Source organism: Alphaproteobacteria bacterium HT1-32, assembly GCA_009649675.1.
Taxonomy (GTDB): Bacteria; Pseudomonadota; Alphaproteobacteria; order Rhodospirillales; family HT1-32; genus HT1-32.
Genome location: WJPL01000001.1, coordinates 649,312 through 668,891 on the forward strand (window position 1 = coordinate 649,312; position 19,580 = coordinate 668,891).

The following is a 19,580-nucleotide window of genomic DNA, read 5'->3' on the forward strand; positions in this document are numbered from 1 at the left end:
TCCAGGCGCAGCACAACCGGTGTAGCTGATGATGAATGCCATACGCACACTCAACCGCAGGCTCGACAAGGCGCTGCAGATGCTGCTCGCGGCGATGTTTGCCTGCATGATTTTCGTGGTCTTTCTGCAGGTCTTCAGCCGCAATGTGCTGGAGGTGTCGTTCATCGGTATTCTGGATATTGCCCAGTTGCTGTTCTCCTGGAGCATTTTCCTCGGCGCTGCCGTCGCCCTGCGCTGGGATACCCATTACAATCTCGACCTGATCCCGGCTCACTGGCACAAGACCAATGTGCTGCTGAAAGCCTTCGGACATTCCGCGTCACTGGTTGTCGTCTATGTTCTCGCCGTTCATGGCTATGACTTCACCATCAACAGTTCCAGCCAGGAAATCCCATCGTTACAGATCAGTGGCCTGTGGCTGTTTCTGCCGATCCCGCTTGGCGGTATCGCCATGGGCCTGTTCCTGATCGAAATGATTCCTGACGAGGTCCGACAACTGCGCGCCGAAAGCGACGCACGCAAGGCAGCCAGTTCATGAACCCTCTCGTCCTTCTTCTCTCCAGCTTTTTTGTTCTGATCGCGCTGCGGGTCAATATCGGCTTCTCGCTGATGCTGTCCTCGGTCATCGTCATGCTGCATGAAGACCTGCCGCTGACGTCGGTCATTAATCAGATGTACGCCAACATCGATTCCTTTCCGCTGCTGGCCGTCCCCTTCTTCATGTTTCTCGGCCGGATTCTGAATTCCGGCGGTATCACCGAACGCCTGCTGAAGGTTGCTGATGTGACTGTCGGTCATGTCCGTGGCGGGCTCGGCCATGTCAATGTGCTGGTCTCCATGGTTTTCGCCAGCCTGTCAGGTTCGGCGGCTGCGGATACGGCCAGTGTCGGCTCCATCCTGATACCGGCGATGAAGAAAGCCGGTTATAACCCGGCCTTCGCCGTTGCCCTGACCGCCGCCTCATCAACCCTCGGCGTGATCATTCCGCCGAGCATCATCCTGATCATCTATGGTGCTTTCGGGAATGTCTCCATCGGCGCGCTGTTCCTGGGCGGGGTCGTACCGGGAATCGTTATCGGCCTGTTCATGATGGCCTATACCTATGTGCTGGCCATTCGCCATGGCTATCCGGCATCCGGACGGTCATCACTGAAGGAAGTCGGCGTCACGCTGCTGCGTGCTGCCCCGCCCTTGCTGATCCCGGTCATGGTGCTGGGCGGTGTGGTCGGCGGCATCTTCACCCCGACAGAGGCTGCCATCTCTGCGGTCATCTGGGCGCTGATACTGGTTTTCATCGTTTACCGGGATGTCCCGGTCCGTGCCCTGCCGGAAATGCTGGCAAAATCTGCCGTCGATTTCTCGGTGCCCCTGTTCACCGTCGCCGCCGCCGGCATTTTTGGCTGGCTGATTTCCTATCTCGGTGCCGCTGATCTGGTCGTGGAATTCATCCTCTCCGTCTCCCGCGACCCTATTGCCATCATGCTGATGCTGATCGTCTTCCTGCTGTTGATCGGCACGGTCCTGAATCCCATCTCTGCCGTACTGATTTTTCTGCCGATCATTCAGGCCCTTGGCGATATCGCCAGCATGAACCCGGTTCATCTCGGCGTTCTCACGACCATCACCCTGTCCGTCGGACTGGTGACACCGCCCTATGGTATCTGCCTGCTGATCGCCAGCCAGATCGGTGAGGTCAGGGTCATAGACGCCATCGTCGCAATCCTGCCGATCATCCTGCTGGTGGTCTCGGTTGTGATCATTTCCCTCTTCCTTCCCGACCTTGTGATTGGTCTGCCGAAGGAATTCATGCCCCGCATCTTTGGTCTGCCTGCGGGCTGACCCTGATCCAGATATAACCCGCCCTTACACAGGAGGAACTCATGACTAAACAACTTATCACCGGCTCATTCGTCGCCCTGATCACGCCCTTCAACGAAGATGGCTCAGTCGATTTCGCAGGCTTCCGTGACCTGCTCCAGTTTCAGGAGCAGAACGGCACCTCTGCGGTCCTGATCATGGGCTCCACCGGCGAGGTCTCCATGCTGACACCGGATGAGCGCCATGCAATTGTCCGCGAAACCATGAAAATGCGCACTGGCAAGATGCAATTCTGGTACGGCTGCACCGGCACCACGACCGAAGGCACCATCGCCTATGTAAAGCAGGCTGCTGCCGAAGGTGCCGATGGCGCGATCATCGCTGCCCCCGCTTATATCTGTGCTTCGAATGAAGACATCGTTCAGTATGCTCTCGAAGTCGCTGATGCGTCCCCTATCGCCATCGGCTACTACAACAACCCGCCGCGGGTTAAAACCGACCTGACAGCCGCCGATCTGATTCGTCTGTCGGAACATCCGAATATCGTGGTGAACAAGGAATCAACCACCCGCGTTGGCCAGATTGCCCAGCTTTGCGCCGCAAAGCCCGACATGTCTCTGATGTGCTGCTGCTCGCCGAACCTTGGTCTTGTCGTGCCTCTGATGGCACTTGGCGGCCATGGCACAGCCAACATGACCGGCAATCTTATCCCGCAGGAACTGGCGGTGATTTCCACCCCCTGGAAGAACGGCGATGACGCCTTCGCCTGCCGTGAAGCCTGGCTGCATAACCTGCCGATGCTGCATTTCGCCTATTCAGCCATCAATCCGGTTGCTGTGAAAAGCCTGATGCGTGCCGTTGGTCTGCCGGCTGGCCCATTGCGCAAGCCGCTGCGTGAACTGGATCCGGCACATCTGCAACGTGGTCTGGACATTGTCCGCGACCTCGAACTCGACAAAAAGTATGGCTACAAGCTGCCGACGCTTGCCGTCGCCGCCGAATAAGCCATCACAGGAGACAAACAAATGGACCGCGTAGTCCTGATTACCGGTGCCTCCAGTGGCATCGGGGCGGCAGTCTGTCGCCGTGTTGCTGCACCCGGAACCAGTCTCATGCTGCATGCCAGGGGCGGCAAGAATGGTGAGAAAAAAGACAACCTTCTCGCCATCGCCGAAGCGGCACGACAGGCCGGTGCGGAAGCCGAGACCGTGTTCTGCGATCTGGAAACACCGGGCAGCGCCTCCGCCCTTTCCGCCATGACGGTGGAACGGTTTGGCCGGATTGACCAGATCGTCAGTAATGCCGGCTTTGCCCTTCGTCAGGACATCGGAGAAGTTACCCGGCAGGATCTCGACCGTTCCCTGCAAGGCATGGCCGGTGCCTTCTTTGACCTGATGTCAGAAAGCTACGAGAGCCTCCGGACCTCTGAACGGGGCCGGGTGGTCGCGGTCTCATCCTTCGTGGCGCATGTCTTCAAGGCCGGACAGTTATTTCCGGTCACCGCCGCCGCCAAGGGAGCGATCGAAGCCATGGCGAAATCGCTGGCCACTCAGCTGGCACCGTTCGGGTCGACGGTGAATTGTGTTGCACCCGGCTATACCCGGAAAGAAGCGACCGGTCATTCCGCCCTGTCGTCCAGCGCCTGGGATACCGCAGCCGATCTGACCCCGATGAAGCGAATTGCAGACCCCGATGATATTGCGGCAACGGTTGCTTTCCTGCTGTCCGATGATGCAAAACATATCACCGGCCAGACCATCCATGTCGATGGCGGCCTGACGCTCGGTTAACAAGGAAACCATCATGCCCTACGTGAAAATTCAACTCGTCGAGGGCCGCAGCCCTGACGTGAAACGCGCCGTCGGTGAAGAAGTGACGGATGTTATCGTCAAGCATTGCGGCGGCTCTGCTGACCATGTCTATGTTGTCTTTGAGGATGTTCCGGCAACCGACTGGATGGTTGGCAAGGAAACGGTCGCTGACCGCCGGAAGGCTCGCGGCGAAGGATAAGAAACCCGTGGCCTCCCCCGCCCTATCGCGGAGGAGGCCAACCGGACAACGGCAGGGTAAATCATGACAGAACTGATCAGCCTGACCCATTGGGGGCCTTTCATTGCAGAGGTTGAGGACGGTCGCCTGATCGCGACCCGCCCGCTTCCCGGCTCTGGCGCATCAGAACGCATGATCGGCGCCCTGCCTGAAGCCCTCTATTCCCCCCTGCGCATCAGCCAGCCGATGGTCCGGCGGGATTACCTCAAAAAGCGTGAGAAGTCTGACCGCAGCATCCGGGGCACAGATGATTACGTCCCATTGTCATGGGATGACGCCACCCATCTGATCGCCGAAGAAACACGCCGGGTCCGCGACCAGCATGGCGATGCCGCCGTATTCGGCGGCTCCTACGGCTGGTCGTCTGCAGGGCGCTTTCACCATGCCCGCACACAGGTTCGCCGGTTTCTGGGTACCGCCGGGGGCTTCACAGACCAGTCCGGCAATTACAGCTGGGGTGCTGCACAGTTCATCCTGCCCCATGTGCTGGGCGACCATGCGGCGGTTTCATCCGACGCAACAAGCTGGAAGTCGATCAGCGAACATGCGGATCTGGTTGTCGCCTTTGGCGGGCTGAACCCGAAGAACTGGCATGTCACCTCCGGCGGTGGTGGTGATTACCATCTGCCGGACTGGACCCGGAAGGCGAAAGCCCATGGCGTGCGGTTCATTTCCGTCAGTCCCCTGCAAGGCGATGCCCCGGACTGGCTGGAGGCGGACTGGATCGCTCCCCGCCCGAATACAGACACCGCCATCATTCTTGCGCTGGCCCAGCATCTGCTGGCGACAGACCGCCATGACGCGGCGTTTCTGGAACGTTACTGCGATGGCTGGCCCACATTCCGCGACTATCTGACAGGTACCAGCGACGGCATTGCCAAAACGCCGGACTGGGCAGCCGCGATTGCCGGAATTCCGGCCACCGAGATTACGGGGCTGGCAGACCTTCTCACCACCGGTCGCACCCTGCTGACAGCCAGTTGGTCACTGCAACGCTCCGACCATGGCGAACAGCCGTTCTGGGCGCTGATTGCCCTCGCCGCCATGCTGGGTCAGATCGGTCTGCCCGGGGGTGGTTTCGGCTTTGGCTATGGCTCCATGAACGGGGTTGGTGCCGTCCGTCGCAAAGGCGTCATGCCATCGATGCCAATGACCGACAACCCGGCCAGATCGACCATTCCGGTTGCCCGCATTTCCGACGCCCTGCTGAATCCCGGCGCCGAAATCGCCTTCAATGGCCAGACCATCCGTTACCCGGACATCCGGATGATCCAGTGGGCCGGGGGCAATCCGTTCCATCACCAGCAGGATCTGCGGCGCCTTGAACGGGCCTGGCAGAAACCGGAAACCATCATTGTGCAGGACAGCTGGTGGACACCGGCAGCAAAGCGGGCCGATATCGTGTTACCCGCCACCACCGCACTGGAACGCAGTGATATCGGCGGTACATCCCGCGACAGCCAGATCTTCGCCATGCAACAGATCGTCGCCCCGGTCGGGCAGGCCCGGAACGATTTCGACATGCTGGCCGATATTGCCGAGGCTCTGGGCTGTCGGGACGGCTTTACCGACGGGCTGGACAGTACGGGCTGGCTTGACCGCCTGTATGAAGACATGGCCCGGAAAGGCCGGAAACAGGGACTGACCCCGCCAGACAAGACCCGTTTCTGGCAGGATGGCGGATGGACCCTTCCACCACCGGACCAGGATGAAGTGATGCTGTCCGACTTCCGGGAATCACCGGAACAGCATCCGCTGAAAACCCCGAGCGGTAAAATTCAGCTTACATCCCCGACCATTGACGCCTTCGGTTATGATGACTGCCCGGCCCATCCCGTCTGGCTGGAACCGGCAGAATGGCTGGGGGGCGCAGGCGCGGATGAATTGCATCTGCTGACCCATCAGCCCCGGTATCGCCTGCACAGCCAGTTAGGCCAGACATCCGGCGGCAAATCAGAACAGATTGACGGACGGGAACCCGTTCTCATCAATCCCCGGGATGCCGCAGTCCGTGATATCCGGCATCATGATCCGATCCGGCTCTACAACGCCCGGGGTGCCTGTCTGGCCAGTGCGGTGCTGAGCGACGAGGTCAGGCCGGGCGTTGTCATCATGCAGACCGGAAGCTGGTTCAACCCCGACGCAACCGGGGCGCTGGACCTGCAGGGAAACCCGAACATGCTGACCCGTGATGCCGGTGCGTCCCGTCTGTCACAGGCCCCGACAGCACAGACGGCACTGGTCCGGATCAGGCTGCACAGAACTTCATGATCTGACCCTTCCGCTGCCTTTCCGGGTATGGCAAGGCAGGCAACAGCGCGTTATCCTTTCCTGGAAACACAGAACAAGCAGGGAAAAACACCTGCACCATTCGGGAGAGAGACCAGAACATGCAGGACCATACCGTTACGATTGACTCCGGTCAGGCTCCGACCGGCATTACCTACGCACCGGTCTTCAATGTCGCCATTCCCTTCATCGACAGGCATCTGGTTGAAGGCCGTGGTGACAAGGTTGCTGTCAGGACAGTCGGTCAGGCAGACATCAGTTACCGGGAACTGGCTGACGGTGTCTCGAAAGCCGGCAATGTGCTGCTGGATGCCGGGGTGCGACCCGGTGAGCGGGCCCTGATGGTCATCAAGGACTGCCCGCATTTCCATTATGTTTTCTGGGGTGCGATCAAGGCCGGTATCATTGCCGTACCGCTGAATACCCTGCTCAAGGCCAAAGACTACAGGTTCATGATTGAAGATTCCGGCTGTACCGCGCTGATCTATTCGCCGGAATTTGCCGGCGAGGTTGAAGCCGCCCTCAGCGATGTATCATCGCCCCCCGGAACCATCATGCTGACAGAGGGTGGTGAGGGCAGTCTGCTGAACCGGATGGCCGGTGCCAGTGTGACCCTTACCCCGCAGCCGACGACAGAAGATGACGACTGTTTCTGGCTCTATTCTTCCGGCACCACCGGCACGCCAAAGGGCGCGATCCACCGGCATCGCGACATGGTTGTCACCAGCCAGCATTATGGCGTCGACGTGCTTGGCATCCGGGAAGACGATGTCACTTTCTCCGCTGCCAAACTGTTCTTTGCCTATGGTCTCGGCAACAACCTGACCTTTCCACTCTGGGTCGGGGCAACGGCTGTCCTGTTCCCCGGCGCACCGACACCGGCCGCCATGTTCGAGACGATAGGGACCTACCGGCCAACGCTCTATTTCGGCGTCCCCACGCTTTATGCCGCACAGCTTCGCCTGCTTGAACGACAGCCACAGGACACAAGTTCACTACGGCTTTGTGTGTCGGCGGGTGAAGCCCTGCCCGGCGACATGTTCCGCCGCTGGGAAGGTGCCACCGGCACAAAAATTCTCGACGGCATCGGTTCGACCGAAGCCCTGCATATCTTCATCTCCAATCTCGAAGATGATGTGAAACCGGGTGCCAGCGGCAGAATCGTGCCCAGCTATGAAGCAAGGATCGTCGATGAAAACGGGGCTGAATCTGCCGATGGTGAAGCCGGAAAACTGCTGATCCGGGGGGCATCGACGGCCCGGATTTACTGGAATAATCCGGAAAAGACTGCCGATACCATGATGGCTGACGGCTGGCTGAATACGGGTGACACCTACATCCGCGACGGCGACGGCTATTACACCTATTGCGGCCGTTCTGACGACATGATGAAGGTCGGTGGCATCTGGTGCTCACCCTTCGAGATCGAGGCCCGGCTGGTTGAACATCCGGAGGTACTGGAAGCCGCCGTCGTCGGCCATGAGGATGAATCCGGCCTGACCAAACCGAAAGCCTTCATTGTCCTGAAAGACGCTGACCGGCCATCAGACGACATCTGTGCGGCCCTGACCGACCACTGCAAGGAAGGGCTCGCACGGTACAAATATCCCCGCTGGTTCGAATTCGTCGAGGCCCTGCCAAAGACCGCGACCGGCAAAATTCAGCGTTTCAAACTTCGGAGCTAAAACCAGTAAATGTCATCTGCCACTCACCCCACGGATACCGCCCCCCTTCAGATTTCTGACATCAGAGGATTCCATGTTCCCGGTGATTATGTCGATACCGACAGCGGGGAGATGATGAGCGGCGGTATTTTCGTCGAGCATTACAAACCTGCGAAAGTCCTGAAATCCGCCCCTATCGTCATGGTTCATGGCAACTGGCAGACCGCTGCCAACTTTACCGGCACACCGGACGGCCGCCGTGGCTGGGCCCATGACTTTCTGCGGGCCGGATATGAAGTCTATCTGATCGATCAGCCCGCACGCGGACGTTCCGGAAATCCGGCCGATCTGCATGGCGTCCGCGAAGGCAAAACGGTCGAGTTCGTCGAACAGCGTTTTACCAATTCAGCGGCATGGAAGCTCTGGCCGCAGGCTGCCACACATACCCAGTGGCCCGGCACCGGACGCAAGGGTGACCCTGCCTTTGACCGGCTCTATGCCTCGCAGGTGGAATCACTGGTCGACCGTCGCGTGACGGAACAGCTCAATCTCGCCGCCAACATCCGGCTTGCTGAACAGATCGGCCCGGCCATCTGGCTCACCCATTCCCAGTCCGGCCCCTTTGGCTTTGCGCTGGCTGATGCCTGCCCCGACAAGGTTCTGGCCCTGCTGAGCATTGAGCCAAATGGCCCGACCTTTCATGAATGCCTGATGATGGGCGAAGCCGATGGCTGGTTCCGTGATTCCGAGGAAGTCGTGCGGCCACTTGGTGCCGGACAGTTGCTGATGAATTTCGAGCCGCCCCTGCCCGCCGGACAGCCCCTGCCCTCACAACGCCAGACCAAAGCAGACGGACCGGGACTGATTCCCTGCCACCTTCAGGCAGAACCCGCCCGGCAGCTGCCCAGTCTGGGTAATCTGAAACTGGCCATTGTCGTCGGCGAGGCATCCTATCACGCGCCTTACGACCACTGCACAGCGGCTTTCCTGGGCCAGGCCGGGGTGCCGGTCGATCTGATCCGGCTGGAAGACCGGGGTATCAACGGTAACGGCCATATGATGATGCTGGAACAGAACAACCACGAGATCGCCGACCTGCTGTTGCAATGGCTCGACGAACGGAAACTGTAACCGGTCCCTCACCCTGAGAAGGCGCACAGCGCCGCCTCGGAGGATGAACAGATATCAGGACAGCAAAAAGCCCGGCAGGAGATTTCCTGCCGGGCTTTGTCTTTCCGGTCTCAGGACCGGGAATAACTAGTTGCGCTCTTTATCAACCAACTGGTTTTCCGCAATCCACGGCATCAGGGCACGGAGCTTGGCGCCGACCTGTTCGATGTCATGTTCTGCGTTGTTCCGGCGGGTCGCCTTGAAGCTCGGCTGACCAGCGGCGTTTTCCAGCATCCAGTCGCGGGTGAAACGGCCGGACTGAATATCTTCCAGAACACCCTTCATGCGTTCCTTCACGGAAGCGTCGATGACGCGCGGGCCGGTGACATAATCACCATATTCAGCGGTATTCGAGATCGAATAGCGCATGTTGGCCATGCCGCCTTCATACATCAGGTCAACGATCAGCTTCACTTCATGCAGGCATTCGAAATAGGCCATTTCCTTGGCATAGCCGGCTTCGACCAGGGTTTCGTAACCCGCCATGATGAGTGCCGAGAGACCACCGCAAAGAACAGCCTGCTCGCCGAACAGATCGGTTTCGCACTCTTCCTTGAAGGTCGTCTCGATGATGCCCGAGCGACCACCGCCAATGGCGGAAGCATAGGACAGGCCGATGTCATGGGCGTTACCGGAAGCGTCCTGCTGGACCGCGATCAGGCAGGGAACGCCGCCGCCGCGAACATACTCGGAACGCACGGTATGGCCGGGGCCTTTCGGTGCGATCATGAAAATGTCGAGGTCAGGGCGCGGGTCGACCAGGCTGAAATGCACGGACAGGCCATGAGCGAAAGCAACTGCAGCGCCTTCCTTCAGGTTGTCCTTGAGTTCGTCTTTGTAGATCTGGGCGTGATGCTCATCCGGTGCCAGAATCATGACGATGTCGGCCCATGCGGCTGCTTCCGCGCCGGTCATGACCTTCAGGCCTTCGCCTTCGGCTTTCTTACGGCTGGAGGAGCCTTCGCGAAGCGCGACGGCAACTTCCTTGACGCCGGAGTCCCGCAGGTTCAGCGCATGGGCATGTCCCTGGCTACCGTATCCCAGAATGGCAACTTTCTTGCCCTTGATCAGATTGACGTCCGCGTCGCGGTCATAATAAACGCGCATTGTGCTTTTCCTCGATTTTGTCCTGTGTGGAATTATTTACTCGGTGGCAGGATTTACAGGGGTTCCGGCCCTCGTGCAATGGCGGCGACGCCAGTACGCGAGACATCCTGTAGTCCCAACGGCTTCATCAGGTCGATAAAGGCGTTCAGCTTCGACGGCGCACCGGTGATCTCGAACACGAAACTTTCGTTCGTGCTGTCGACCGCGCGGGCCCGGAAGATATCGGCGATGCGAAGTGCTTCAACACGCTTCTCACCGGTTGACTTGACCTTGACCAGCGCCAGTTCGCGCTCGACAGAGGCGCCCTCGACGGTCAGATCCTTGACCTTGTGGACCGGGACCAGCCGGTTCAGCTGGGCCTTGATCTGCTCGATCACCATCGGCGCGCCGGATGTTACCACCGTGATGCGGCTGAGATGAGCTTCGGAATCAACCTCTGAAACGGTCAGGCTTTCGATGTTATAGCCACGGCCGGAAAACAATCCGATGACGCGGGCAAGCACACCGGCTTCGTTATCCACCAGCACGGCAATGGTATGGGCGCTGATATCCTGGTCTTGATTGGTCACATATCCTCCTCTGCGCCGGATCGCCCGGCACCAGATCGTGGTTCTTGTTCTGTCGTCAGGATCGGCGCGTCAGACGAGCACCATGCCATTTTCACTGACATTCGCATCACTCTTGCGCGGGCTCTTGTCGTCCGGGCCGAGCAGGATTTCATTATGCGCCGCGCCGGATGGAATCATCGGGAAGCAGTTTTCCTTCTGATCAACATGCATGTCGACAATCACCGGCCCGTCGATGCTGAGCATCTCACCGATGACATCATCGACTTCGCTGGGCTTGGTCGCGCGAAGTCCGGCCATGCCAAAGGTGTCTGCGAGCTTCACGAAATCAGGCAGGCTTTCCATGTAGCTTTCGGAATAGCGCGAGCCATGCAGCAGTTCCTGCCACTGGCGCACCATGCCCATATAGAAGTTATTCAGGATGAAGCACTTCACCGGCAGCCTGTATTGCGCAATGGTTGAGAGTTCCTGCATGTTCATCATGAAGGAGGCCTCACCGGCAACGCCCACGACCAGCGCATCCGGATGTGCGACCTGCACACCCATTGCCGCCGGCAGACCGTAACCCATGGTACCGAGGCCGCCCGAGGTCAGCCAGTGGTTCGGCTTTTCAAAGCCAAAGAACTGCGCCGCCCACATCTGATGCTGGCCGACTTCCGTGGTGATATAGACGTCTTCATAGCTTTTGGTCAGCTCATACAGACGCTTGATGGCATGCTGCGGCTTGATGATCTCGTTGCCCTGCTCGAACTTCAGGCAATCAATCGCCTTCCACAGTTCGATCTGTTCCCACCAGCTTTTCAGCGCCCGCTCATCAACGCGGGTCTGACGGGATTTCCAGATATTTGTCAGGTCTTCCAGAATCATGCCGACATCGCCAACGATCGGCACATCAACGGCTACGTTCTTGTTGATTGAGCTGGGATCAATATCGATATGGATCTTTTTTGCATCCGGCGCAAAGGCATCCAGACGCCCGGTCACCCGGTCATCAAAACGCGCACCGATACAAACCATCGCATCGCACCCATGCATGGCCATATTGGCTTCATAGGTGCCATGCATCCCCAGCATTCCGAGATAATGCGGGTCAGAGGCCGGTACCGCGCCAAGGCCCATCAGCGTCAGGGTACAGGGGAAACCTGTCATCCGGACGAAATTTGTCAGCAACTGCGATGCAGCCGGGCCGGAATTGATAACACCACCACCGGCATAGATGATCGGGCGCTTCGCCTTTGACAGCAGTTCCACAGCAGCTTCGATCTGGCTGCTGTCGCCCTTGACCTGAGGGTTGTAGGTTTTGTGCTTCACCTTGGCCCGCTCCACATAGGGGGCCAGACCAACAAGAATGTCTTTCGGCAGGTCAACCACCACCGGTCCCGGACGCCCCGTACGCGCAACATGAAAAGCTTCATGAATCGTGCGGGCCAGACGGTCCGGATCTTTCACCAGATAATTATGCTTGGTGCAGGGGCGCGTGATACCAACCGTATCGGCTTCCTGAAAAGCGTCATTTCCGATCAGATGGGTCGGCACCTGACCAGTCAGGCAAACCACGGGAATAGAATCCATCAGCGCATCGGTGAGCCCGGTAACCGCGTTGGTCGCACCCGGACCAGAGGTCACCAGAACAACGCCAACCTTGCCGGTCGACCGCGCATAACCTTCAGCCGCATGAACCGCACCGCCTTCCTGGCGGACGAGGATGTGGCGAATGTCATTCTGCTGGAAAATGGCGTCATAGATCGGCAGCACTGCGCCGCCGGGATAGCCGAAAATGACGTCGACGCCCTGCTCTCGCAAAGCTTTCAACACCACTTCCGAACCGCTCAAACCTTCCGCAGACATGCGTCTTCTCCAACTAAAAACGGGCATCTCAGCCCTGCACAATAAAGTAGCCCGGCAGTCCTGCCGGGCGGGAGGCGCAACCTAGTCGTTCAATCCAGAGGGGTCAATACCGTCTGACGAATAAAATTAATTATTTCATCCCTATTTCGTTCCGAATATTTCGTTTCAAGGACAAAATTGGAATTAATCTGATGTCGTAGCCAGGTAAACTGCCGTTTGGCATATCGGCGCGTTGCCTGACGGGCCAGAATCGCCGCGGTCTGGATATCCACATCCTCATCCAGATGATCGAACAGCTCCGGCAAACCGACAGCCTTCATGCCTGGCAAATTCCGGTCAAAGGCATAAACCGCCCGCGCTTCCTCCAGCGCCCCGGCTTCAAGCATCCGGTCAAAACGGGCTTCGCAGGCAGCATAAACCTCGTCACGGGGCGGCAGAACCGTGATGACCTGAAACCGCCAGTGAGAGGGCGGGGGATTGGCCGGCGTCCTGCGCCAGTCACTGAGGGCCCGGCCACTGATACGATAGACCTCCATCGCCCGCAGCAGACGTTGCCGGTCTCCCTGTCGTATTGCCTTCTCTGCCAGCGGGTCAATCGCCGCGAGGGCGGCCCGAAAAGATTCCTCACCCCGCATCACCAATTGCCCCGTCAGTTCCTCACGGATTGCCGGGTCAGAGGCTGGCAGGTCGTTCATGCCGGACATCAGCGCCTTGATATAAAGCCCGGTACCACCGACCACCACAGGCAGTTTTCCCGCCGCATGGGCCGCCTCTATTTCCGCAGCCACCATATCCCGCCAGCGCCCGGCAGAGCAGGGGTCGGTGATCGGCAGCACGCCATACAGACGATGCGGAACGCGGGCCATATCCGCAGCTGTCGGCGCCGCACTGATAACCGGAATTTCCCGGTAAACCTGCATGCTGTCCGCATTGATGATGATCCCGTCGAAGGCCTCTGCAACATCCAGTGCCAATGCCGATTTACCGGACGCAGTGACGCCGGCGACAATCAGCACGGGCTGAGTGGGTTTCTGCGGTGATGTTTCAGTCATGACAGCAGGATTGCACAGGCCGCCGATTCCACAATGCCGGGATGACGCAGCTGTGATCCCTCAGTCCCGGAGCGGCCGCAGGTTTGCCGGATCAACGCTGAGGCAATCAGCCGCGTCAGCCGTGGCAATATGTTCACCCGGCACCAGCGCATGTAAAACCTGATCGCCAGCCTGATAACGATACCGCGCACGCGAGCCAAGGAACACGCGGGTCTGCCGGTCTGCTCCGAACAGGATCGCCCCTTCCGGTGCAGCATTTGCCGATACCGGTCGCAGATGTTCCTGGCGGATGGCAATCGCCGTCGTCGTCTCCGGCATGTTTCCGGCCGGGATATCAATTGCCCCGTTCAGGGCCGTCAGCCGCCCACCACTGACCTTTGCCGGGACCACATTGCTGCCCCCCATGAAGTCGGCAACAAAACTGTTCACAGGCCGGTCATACAGATCTTCCGGTGTGCCCGACTGTTCGATCACGCCATTGCGCATCAGAATGATGGAGTCCGACAGGCTGAGCGCCTCATCCTGATCGTGGGTGACAAAGACAGTCGTCAGTTTCAGCCGTTTGTGCAGTTCGATCAGTTCGATCTGCATATCTTCACGCAGCCGGGCATCGAGATTGGACAGCGGCTCGTCCAGCAGCAGAACACGAGGCCGGGCAACGATGGCACGGGCCAGCGCGACGCGTTGCTGCTGGCCGCCGGAAAGCTGCTTTGGCAGACGCTTTGCAAACTGACCAAGCTGCACCATGTCGAGCGCCTCGGCCACCCGGGCACGCTGTTCATCGGCTGTGCCACCCTTGCGCATGGCCAGCGGGAAGCGGACATTCTCCGCCACCGACATATGCGGAAACAGGGCATAACTCTGGAACATCAGAGCGACATGACGGTGTTCGGGGGCAAGGTCGGTAATGTCCTCACCATCGATCAGAATCTGCCCGCCACTGGTCTGTTCCAGCCCGGCGACAAGGCGCATCAGGGTCGATTTTCCACAGCCGCTCGGCCCCAGCAGGCTGACAAACCCACCATCCGGAATATCCGCTGACAGGCCTTTCAGCACCTCATTCCGGCCAAAGCTTTTAGAGATATTGTCGATTTGCAGACGGGCCATGGGTCAGGCGATCCTTTTCAGGCCAAACAGGCGATCAATCAGAAAGACGAGGAAGATGGTCAGCAGAATCATGATGGTCGATACCGCCGCCACCGAGGGGTCCGGGCTGAATTCAAGCTGGCTGTAAATCCGGAGCGGCAGGGTCTCCACATCCGGTGCCCGCATGAACAGGGCAACGACCGCATCGTCAAAGGAAATGTTGAAGGCAAAGAAGCCACCTGCCGCCATCCCGGCCGCACATTGCGGCAGCACAACATAACGATAACGCTGCCAGACATTCGCTCCCATTGTCCGGGCCGCTTCTTCCAGCGCCGGATCGGCATCCGCCAGCACCGCGCCAACGGTGCGTATGACATAAGGTAACGAAATCACCAGATGACCGATTACCAGCCCGGTGAAAGACGGCCCGCCACCCCAGGAGGAAAACAGCACCAGCAGACCAATGCCGAAGATCAGCGTCGGCAGAACCAGCGGTGACAGGAACAGCGCCCCCAGCGCCTCCCCTCCCGGCAGTCTGAAACGGTATAGTGCGATAGCCGTCGGCGTACCGATGGCAATGGCCAGAACGGTGACCACCAGCGCCAGCTTGATGCTGGTCCAGCCCGCTTTCAGATAAGCGTCAGAAGCCATGATCTCGCCATACCAGCGCAGGCTGAATCCGCGTGGCGGGAAAACCAGAAACTCACTGGCGGAAAGCGAACTCAGCATCACAACAGCCAGCGGCACCAGCATGAAGATCGCCGTCGCCGTAATCAGAAAGGCGGTCAGCAGCTTCGCCGCTGGAGGAACACCACGAACCATCACCGCACCGCCTTCGTATCGCGCCGGCGCATCAGCATGGCATAGGGCACAATGACCACCAGCGTCGCCAGCAACAGCAGCACTGACTGGGCCGCAGCAAAATTCCAGTCAAAGGAACCGGTTACCGAACTGTAGATGCTGCCTGCCAGCACCGGCAAACGCACCCCGCCAACCAGCGTCGGCGTAATGAAGGAAGAGATCGACAGGGCAAAGACAATCAGACAGCCGGAGACAATACCCGGCAGGGACAGGGGCAGGGTGATACCGATGATCGCCCGCCAGAACCCGGCACCCATGGTACGTGCCGCCTGTTCCAGATCTGATCCGATCCGTTGCAGAACCCCCAGAATGGTCAGGGTCATGAAAGGTACCAGTACCTGCACCATCGAAATAACGATACCGGATTCCGTATGCATCAGCCTGGTCGCCCGGTCGGTCACTCCGGTCACTTCCAGAAGGTCGCTGAGCAGCCCGCCATTCCCGAGGATCACCAGCCAGCCGAAAGTGCGGATGACGACGCTGGTCATCAGCGGCAACACCACCAGCAGGATCAGCAACATCCTCAGGCGGGATCCGACACGGGACATCACATAAGCCAGCGGAAACCCGATCAGGAAACAGATCAGCGTTATCAGCCCGGCAAGCCGGAAGGTGCGTATGGAAACACCGAGGTAATAGTCATCAACAAAGAATTTCGCGAAATGGTCCCAGCCGAAGCTGATTTGCCCATCCGCCCCGGTGACCTGAACACTGAGCACCAGCATCTGGAAAACCGGCAGAAAGAAAGCCAGGGCGAGGACAGCCACGCCCGGCCCCAGAAGCAATAACGGCTCCCGACGACTGCGGATCGCAGCTTTGGTGCGTCGGGAGCCTGTCATCAGTCGTACCTGTTCGCTTATCTGGCGACGAGGCGCTTCCAGGCCTCGTTCCATTTAGCCCGTTCGTCACCGATCTTGATCGGATCAAAGCCAACGAGATTTTTTGCGGCTTCTTCACCATAGATAACCTGAGATGCCACATCATCCGGCAGCTTGGCTTCCTTATTGGTTGGCGAATAGCGCAGCGCTTCGGCCCAGCCTTTCGAGGCCTCTGCACGGATCGAGAAGTCGATGAACTTCAGCGCGAGATCACGATTGTCACGACCCGCAACCAGATTGACCGTAATCGGGGCAAAGGCCGCCCCTTCTTTCGGCTGTACGAACTTCACCGGTAGGCCAGCCTTCGTCAGGGTAAAGGCATAGTCCTGAGCATAAGGCGCAATCCATGCGGATCCCTGAGCAAAGTTCTGCTGAATTTCCGGTGACTTGGAAACCACCGTCGCGCCGCCATCCAGCAGCTTGCCGACAAAGTCCAGACCCGGCTGGATATCATCCAGCGTTCCGCCACTGACCTTGTTCATCATCAGCATACCCAGCATGCCGTAGGTATTGGCTGCCGCATCGGTCAGCAGCACGTTCTTCGCATAGGCCGGGTTCGTCAGGTCCATCCAGCTGGTCGGAGCCGGGCTGACCTGCTCCGTATTATAAAGCAGGCCGATGGCCGCGACCTTGTACATCGGCCCGACGCCCTTGCCGATATCAGCAACGGCGAACGGATACATCTGGCCGTAGTTCGACAGTTCTTCCGGCTTGATCGGGGCCAGAAGACCTTCGGATGCAGCGACGGTTTCAAGACCGCCTGAAAAATGCACCACATCAAACTGCGGATTTTCCTTCTGCGCCCGAAGCTGTGCCAGCGTGTCGGCGGAATAGGCGGTGACGACCTTGACCGTCACGCCATATTTTTCCTCGAACGGGGTAATCACCAGATCACGATGGGTCTTTTCATAAGAACCACCGAAGGAGTTGATGATCAGGGTGTCCTGAGCCAGTACCGGTGTGGCGATAAGCGCCGCACCAACAGCGAGGGCTGCAGTAAAATTACGTCGTGTCAGCATTGTCGTCTCCTGGGTTACGGGTTCCGTCACGCCTATGCCTGGCGCAGCATCACGTCCTTTGCACCATCCACCCGGATAGCACGGCAGGTTGCGGCAAAATCATCAAGGTCACCGCCGATCTTGCCGAAAATATTGACCGGGGTCCATCCAAGCGGGCCAAAGGTGCGGCCGCCATCATCATAGAAAATACCGATTTCCCACAGTTCATCAGGCAGACCTTTCATCTGGTACTTGCCCTGATAATACCAGAGACAGTCGCCCGGTCCCGGAAAACAGGTCTGATTTTCGTTGGGAATTGTCGTCGGGTCAAAGCTGTGGGCCTCTTCCGGCAGGCCCATCATGATTTCCGGGCCGGCAAACATGGCATGGAAGGCCGTCATCGAGACCGGCTTGGCCAGCGCAGTCCAGAGGGTTTTCGACGTGATCGGTGTTGCTTCCCAGTCGAGAATGATCGGGAAGGTCTTTTTGTGGGCGGTGAATTCGATCGCCAAATTCTTGTCGGACATTTGCGCTCCGGTTTTATGTCAGTCGGTTTGTCCGCAACGAACCGGAATAGCCGGAAACCCGCGGGTCTCCAAAGCACCAGACCGCCTCAAAAAACGCGGACAACAGAGAGATATCGAGCCGTAATTACGTGATAACGTCAAATTCATAATTTGGATCAAGCGATAAAATTAATTTATCAACTGGCAAGCTGTTCCCGGTCAGATACAAGTCGCGCCCGCGCATGTTTCAGGGCAAAGGCATCCGCCGAAGCAATGGTCTGTGCCGCAACGGCACGCACGATCTGGCTGTCCGGTATTTCCTTGTAGAACAGATAGAAGGTGATCGGATCAAAAGGCCGGACAACCGGCATCTCGACCAGCAGTCCATCCAGCAGATGACGGTCAATCGCTGCTGGCGGAACCGCAGCCACCCCCAGCCCTGCCACCGCAAGCTGGATCATCGTCGACATCGAGTTCGAGACGTTGATGTGATGCGGTGTTGCAGCCGCTTCGACAAAATAGGCCGACTGCAACTGGCCCGGAGGTGATCCCGGCGCATATTCGATCAGGGGCAGATCAGCCAGGTCCTGACTGCTGATGCTTTTACGTCCCGCCAGCAGATCAGGGCTTGTGACCCAGGCCATATCGTACTGGCAGAGAGCCTTGTTGACCGTATCCATTTCATCCAGCGGCTGAATGCCAACGCCCAGGGACAGACGGCCATCACGTACCTGCTGGCGCAGGGTCTCGGTACTGTCCACCGCCATTTCCACGATCAGGTCCGGATAATCCTCACGCAGGCGGCGGATCAGATCCGGCAGCCAGGTCCGGGCGATAGCGTCGACCACTCCGAGACGCACGGTCCCCCGGATATCATCTGCATTCTGGAACGTCGCCCTCAGTGAAGCATAGTCACGCAGGATCGAGGCAGCCGTCTTGAGCACCTCGCGGCCTTCCGGCGTCAGCACAAAATTGCGCTGATCGCGATGGTACAACCGCACCCCCAGTTCTTCCTCCAGCGACCGCACCCGCGCCGAGATCGCTGGCTGGGTCGTCCCCTGAATCTCTGCCACTTTCCGGAAGCTGTGGTTTTGCGACAGCAGAAAGAAGGTTTCGAGGAACCGGATATTCATGGTCTCGCAACCCTCAGCTTCGTTTGCCGTTCCAGAAGTAGTCCGGCTCTATCCTGTTGGTTCCCCAGTTACCGGTAAACGCGTCAAGATCGTCATTAAACCGCAACCGCAGCGGGCCGGACCCGAACTTGTCTGTCCAGATGCAGGACAGCTCGCCAAAACCATCAGCCCGGCAATCCGTCAGGGAGCCGGTATCGTTACTGTCCCGCACAGTATAGAAATAGACCCCGACAACCCGCCCGTCCGGCTGTGACAGCAGACGTGTGGTCACCCGTTCCTCTGCACCGCCACTGATCAGTGTACCGTCATAGACTCCAGTCAGCTGCCGGTGCCATTCCTCCGGGAACGGCTCACGCAGGTCATCAGAGGCACAGGCCACAACCAGCAGGGCCAGTGCAGCTGTCACAACGGCAGATCGCACGAAAGCGTACATCAGACGGGTTCCTCGAATCATTCCGGTCCCCATAATATAGGTGCTGCTGCCAAATGATCGCCAGCAGCAAGATTGCGACCGGGAGCTGTCAGGCACCGCTTAATATTTTACTCCCCCTCATC

19 protein-coding genes are annotated in these 19,580 nt (G+C 58.7%); 8 read left to right on the forward strand and 11 right to left on the reverse strand.

Annotation, left to right across the window (positions count from 1 at the left end; translation table 11 throughout):
- Nucleotides 1-28: 28 nt before the first annotated feature.
- The 8 genes from GH722_03060 to GH722_03095 all read left to right on the forward strand — a co-directional run bounded on the left by GH722_03060 (nucleotide 29) and on the right by GH722_03095 (nucleotide 8,951).
- A complete protein-coding gene (locus tag GH722_03060) occupies nucleotides 29-538 on the forward strand; it encodes a TRAP transporter small permease subunit (protein ID MRG70734.1) in 510 nt (169 codons plus the stop codon).
- On the forward strand, nucleotides 535-1,839 hold the full coding sequence (locus GH722_03065) for a TRAP transporter large permease subunit (GenBank protein MRG70735.1): 1,305 nt from the start codon (nucleotides 535-537) through the stop codon (nucleotides 1,837-1,839). Before GH722_03060 ends, GH722_03065 begins: the two co-directional genes overlap by 4 nt.
- Nucleotides 1,840-1,880: 41 nt before the next feature.
- Nucleotides 1,881-2,822, forward strand: a complete 942-nt coding sequence (locus tag GH722_03070; protein MRG70736.1) for a 4-hydroxy-tetrahydrodipicolinate synthase — start codon at nucleotides 1,881-1,883, stop codon at nucleotides 2,820-2,822.
- A 21-nt stretch (nucleotides 2,823-2,843) separates the two neighbouring features.
- Complete coding sequence (locus GH722_03075) at nucleotides 2,844-3,608, forward strand: SDR family oxidoreductase (protein MRG70737.1); 765 nt, start codon at nucleotides 2,844-2,846, stop codon at nucleotides 3,606-3,608.
- A 13-nt stretch (nucleotides 3,609-3,621) separates the two neighbouring features.
- Nucleotides 3,622-3,828 (forward strand): hypothetical protein, encoded by a 207-nt coding sequence (locus GH722_03080; protein ID MRG70738.1) that lies wholly within the window; start codon nucleotides 3,622-3,624, stop codon nucleotides 3,826-3,828.
- Nucleotides 3,829-3,891: 63 nt separating this feature from the next.
- Complete coding sequence (locus GH722_03085) at nucleotides 3,892-6,138, forward strand: molybdopterin-dependent oxidoreductase (protein MRG70739.1); 2,247 nt, start codon at nucleotides 3,892-3,894, stop codon at nucleotides 6,136-6,138.
- Nucleotides 6,139-6,257: 119 nt separating this feature from the next.
- On the forward strand, nucleotides 6,258-7,841 hold the full coding sequence (locus GH722_03090; protein ID MRG70740.1) for a benzoate-CoA ligase family protein: 1,584 nt from the start codon (nucleotides 6,258-6,260) through the stop codon (nucleotides 7,839-7,841).
- A gap of 9 nt (nucleotides 7,842-7,850) precedes the next feature.
- Nucleotides 7,851-8,951: an alpha/beta fold hydrolase gene (locus tag GH722_03095; GenBank protein MRG70741.1), complete on the forward strand. Its 1,101-nt coding sequence runs from the start codon at nucleotides 7,851-7,853 to the stop codon at nucleotides 8,949-8,951.
- 126 nt (nucleotides 8,952-9,077) lie between these two features.
- Here GH722_03095 and ilvC read toward each other — a convergent pair whose 3' ends face one another.
- From ilvC to GH722_03150, 11 genes are all read right to left on the reverse strand, one after another.
- Nucleotides 9,078-10,097, reverse strand: a complete 1,020-nt coding sequence (gene ilvC / locus GH722_03100) for a ketol-acid reductoisomerase (protein MRG70742.1) — start codon at nucleotides 10,095-10,097, stop codon at nucleotides 9,078-9,080.
- Between the two features lie 53 nt (nucleotides 10,098-10,150).
- Nucleotides 10,151-10,666, reverse strand: a complete 516-nt coding sequence (ilvN, locus tag GH722_03105; GenBank protein ID MRG70743.1) for an acetolactate synthase small subunit — start codon at nucleotides 10,664-10,666, stop codon at nucleotides 10,151-10,153.
- Nucleotides 10,667-10,735: 69 nt separating this feature from the next.
- Nucleotides 10,736-12,511 (reverse strand): acetolactate synthase 3 large subunit, encoded by a 1,776-nt coding sequence (locus GH722_03110; GenBank protein MRG70744.1) that lies wholly within the window; start codon nucleotides 12,509-12,511, stop codon nucleotides 10,736-10,738.
- An 89-nt stretch (nucleotides 12,512-12,600) separates the two neighbouring features.
- Nucleotides 12,601-13,563 (reverse strand): tRNA (adenosine(37)-N6)-dimethylallyltransferase MiaA, encoded by a 963-nt coding sequence (gene miaA / locus GH722_03115; protein ID MRG70745.1) that lies wholly within the window; start codon nucleotides 13,561-13,563, stop codon nucleotides 12,601-12,603.
- Nucleotides 13,564-13,623: 60 nt separating this feature from the next.
- The gene (locus GH722_03120; protein MRG70746.1) at nucleotides 13,624-14,670 is read right to left on the reverse strand and encodes an ATP-binding cassette domain-containing protein; all 1,047 of its coding nucleotides are present in this window, start codon (nucleotides 14,668-14,670) and stop codon (nucleotides 13,624-13,626) included.
- Nucleotides 14,671-14,673: 3 nt separating this feature from the next.
- The gene (locus GH722_03125) at nucleotides 14,674-15,471 is read right to left on the reverse strand and encodes an ABC transporter permease subunit (protein MRG70747.1); all 798 of its coding nucleotides are present in this window, start codon (nucleotides 15,469-15,471) and stop codon (nucleotides 14,674-14,676) included.
- On the reverse strand, nucleotides 15,471-16,349 hold the full coding sequence (locus GH722_03130; protein ID MRG70748.1) for an ABC transporter permease subunit: 879 nt from the start codon (nucleotides 16,347-16,349) through the stop codon (nucleotides 15,471-15,473). Before GH722_03130 ends, GH722_03125 begins: the two co-directional genes overlap by 1 nt.
- A 17-nt stretch (nucleotides 16,350-16,366) precedes the next feature.
- Nucleotides 16,367-17,407, reverse strand: coding sequence for an extracellular solute-binding protein (locus GH722_03135; protein MRG70749.1), 1,041 nt, complete (start codon nucleotides 17,405-17,407; stop codon nucleotides 16,367-16,369).
- A gap of 32 nt (nucleotides 17,408-17,439) precedes the next feature.
- Nucleotides 17,440-17,913 carry a DUF3830 family protein gene (locus tag GH722_03140; protein ID MRG70750.1) on the reverse strand — a complete coding sequence of 158 codons (474 nt, stop codon included), beginning with the start codon at nucleotides 17,911-17,913 and terminating at the stop codon, nucleotides 17,440-17,442.
- Between the two features lie 176 nt (nucleotides 17,914-18,089).
- Nucleotides 18,090-19,025, reverse strand: a complete 936-nt coding sequence (locus tag GH722_03145) for a LysR family transcriptional regulator (GenBank protein ID MRG70751.1) — start codon at nucleotides 19,023-19,025, stop codon at nucleotides 18,090-18,092.
- Between the two features lie 13 nt (nucleotides 19,026-19,038).
- A complete protein-coding gene (locus GH722_03150; GenBank protein ID MRG70752.1) occupies nucleotides 19,039-19,479 on the reverse strand; it encodes a hypothetical protein in 441 nt (146 codons plus the stop codon).
- Nucleotides 19,480-19,580 lie beyond the last annotated feature (101 nt).

Excerpts from the sequence above, each read along its gene's own strand:
- GH722_03085 (MRG70739.1), top strand. The coding sequence starts at position 3,892 with ATGACAGAACTGATCAGCCTGACCCATTGGGGGCCTTTCATTGCAGAG.
- GH722_03070 (MRG70736.1), top strand. The coding sequence starts at position 1,881 with ATGACTAAACAACTTATCACCGGCTCATTCGTCGCCCTGATCACGCCC.
- GH722_03065 (MRG70735.1), top strand. The coding sequence starts at position 535 with ATGAACCCTCTCGTCCTTCTTCTCTCCAGCTTTTTTGTTCTGATCGCG.
- GH722_03080 (MRG70738.1), top strand. The coding sequence starts at position 3,622 with ATGCCCTACGTGAAAATTCAACTCGTCGAGGGCCGCAGCCCTGACGTG.
- GH722_03120 (MRG70746.1), bottom strand. The coding sequence starts at position 14,670 with ATGGCCCGTCTGCAAATCGACAATATCTCTAAAAGCTTTGGCCGGAAT.
- GH722_03135 (MRG70749.1), bottom strand. The coding sequence starts at position 17,407 with ATGCTGACACGACGTAATTTTACTGCAGCCCTCGCTGTTGGTGCGGCG.
- GH722_03110 (MRG70744.1), bottom strand. The coding sequence starts at position 12,511 with ATGTCTGCGGAAGGTTTGAGCGGTTCGGAAGTGGTGTTGAAAGCTTTG.
- GH722_03150 (MRG70752.1), bottom strand. The coding sequence starts at position 19,479 with ATGATTCGAGGAACCCGTCTGATGTACGCTTTCGTGCGATCTGCCGTT.
- ilvC (MRG70742.1), bottom strand. The coding sequence starts at position 10,097 with ATGCGCGTTTATTATGACCGCGACGCGGACGTCAATCTGATCAAGGGC.
- GH722_03140 (MRG70750.1), bottom strand. The coding sequence starts at position 17,913 with ATGTCCGACAAGAATTTGGCGATCGAATTCACCGCCCACAAAAAGACC.
- GH722_03095 (MRG70741.1), top strand. The coding sequence starts at position 7,851 with ATGTCATCTGCCACTCACCCCACGGATACCGCCCCCCTTCAGATTTCT.
- GH722_03075 (MRG70737.1), top strand. The coding sequence starts at position 2,844 with ATGGACCGCGTAGTCCTGATTACCGGTGCCTCCAGTGGCATCGGGGCG.
- GH722_03130 (MRG70748.1), bottom strand. The coding sequence starts at position 16,349 with ATGACAGGCTCCCGACGCACCAAAGCTGCGATCCGCAGTCGTCGGGAG.
- GH722_03125 (MRG70747.1), bottom strand. The coding sequence starts at position 15,471 with ATGGTTCGTGGTGTTCCTCCAGCGGCGAAGCTGCTGACCGCCTTTCTG.
- GH722_03060 (MRG70734.1), top strand. The coding sequence starts at position 29 with ATGATGAATGCCATACGCACACTCAACCGCAGGCTCGACAAGGCGCTG.
- miaA (MRG70745.1), bottom strand. The coding sequence starts at position 13,563 with ATGACTGAAACATCACCGCAGAAACCCACTCAGCCCGTGCTGATTGTC.
- GH722_03090 (MRG70740.1), top strand. The coding sequence starts at position 6,258 with ATGCAGGACCATACCGTTACGATTGACTCCGGTCAGGCTCCGACCGGC.
- GH722_03145 (MRG70751.1), bottom strand. The coding sequence starts at position 19,025 with ATGAATATCCGGTTCCTCGAAACCTTCTTTCTGCTGTCGCAAAACCAC.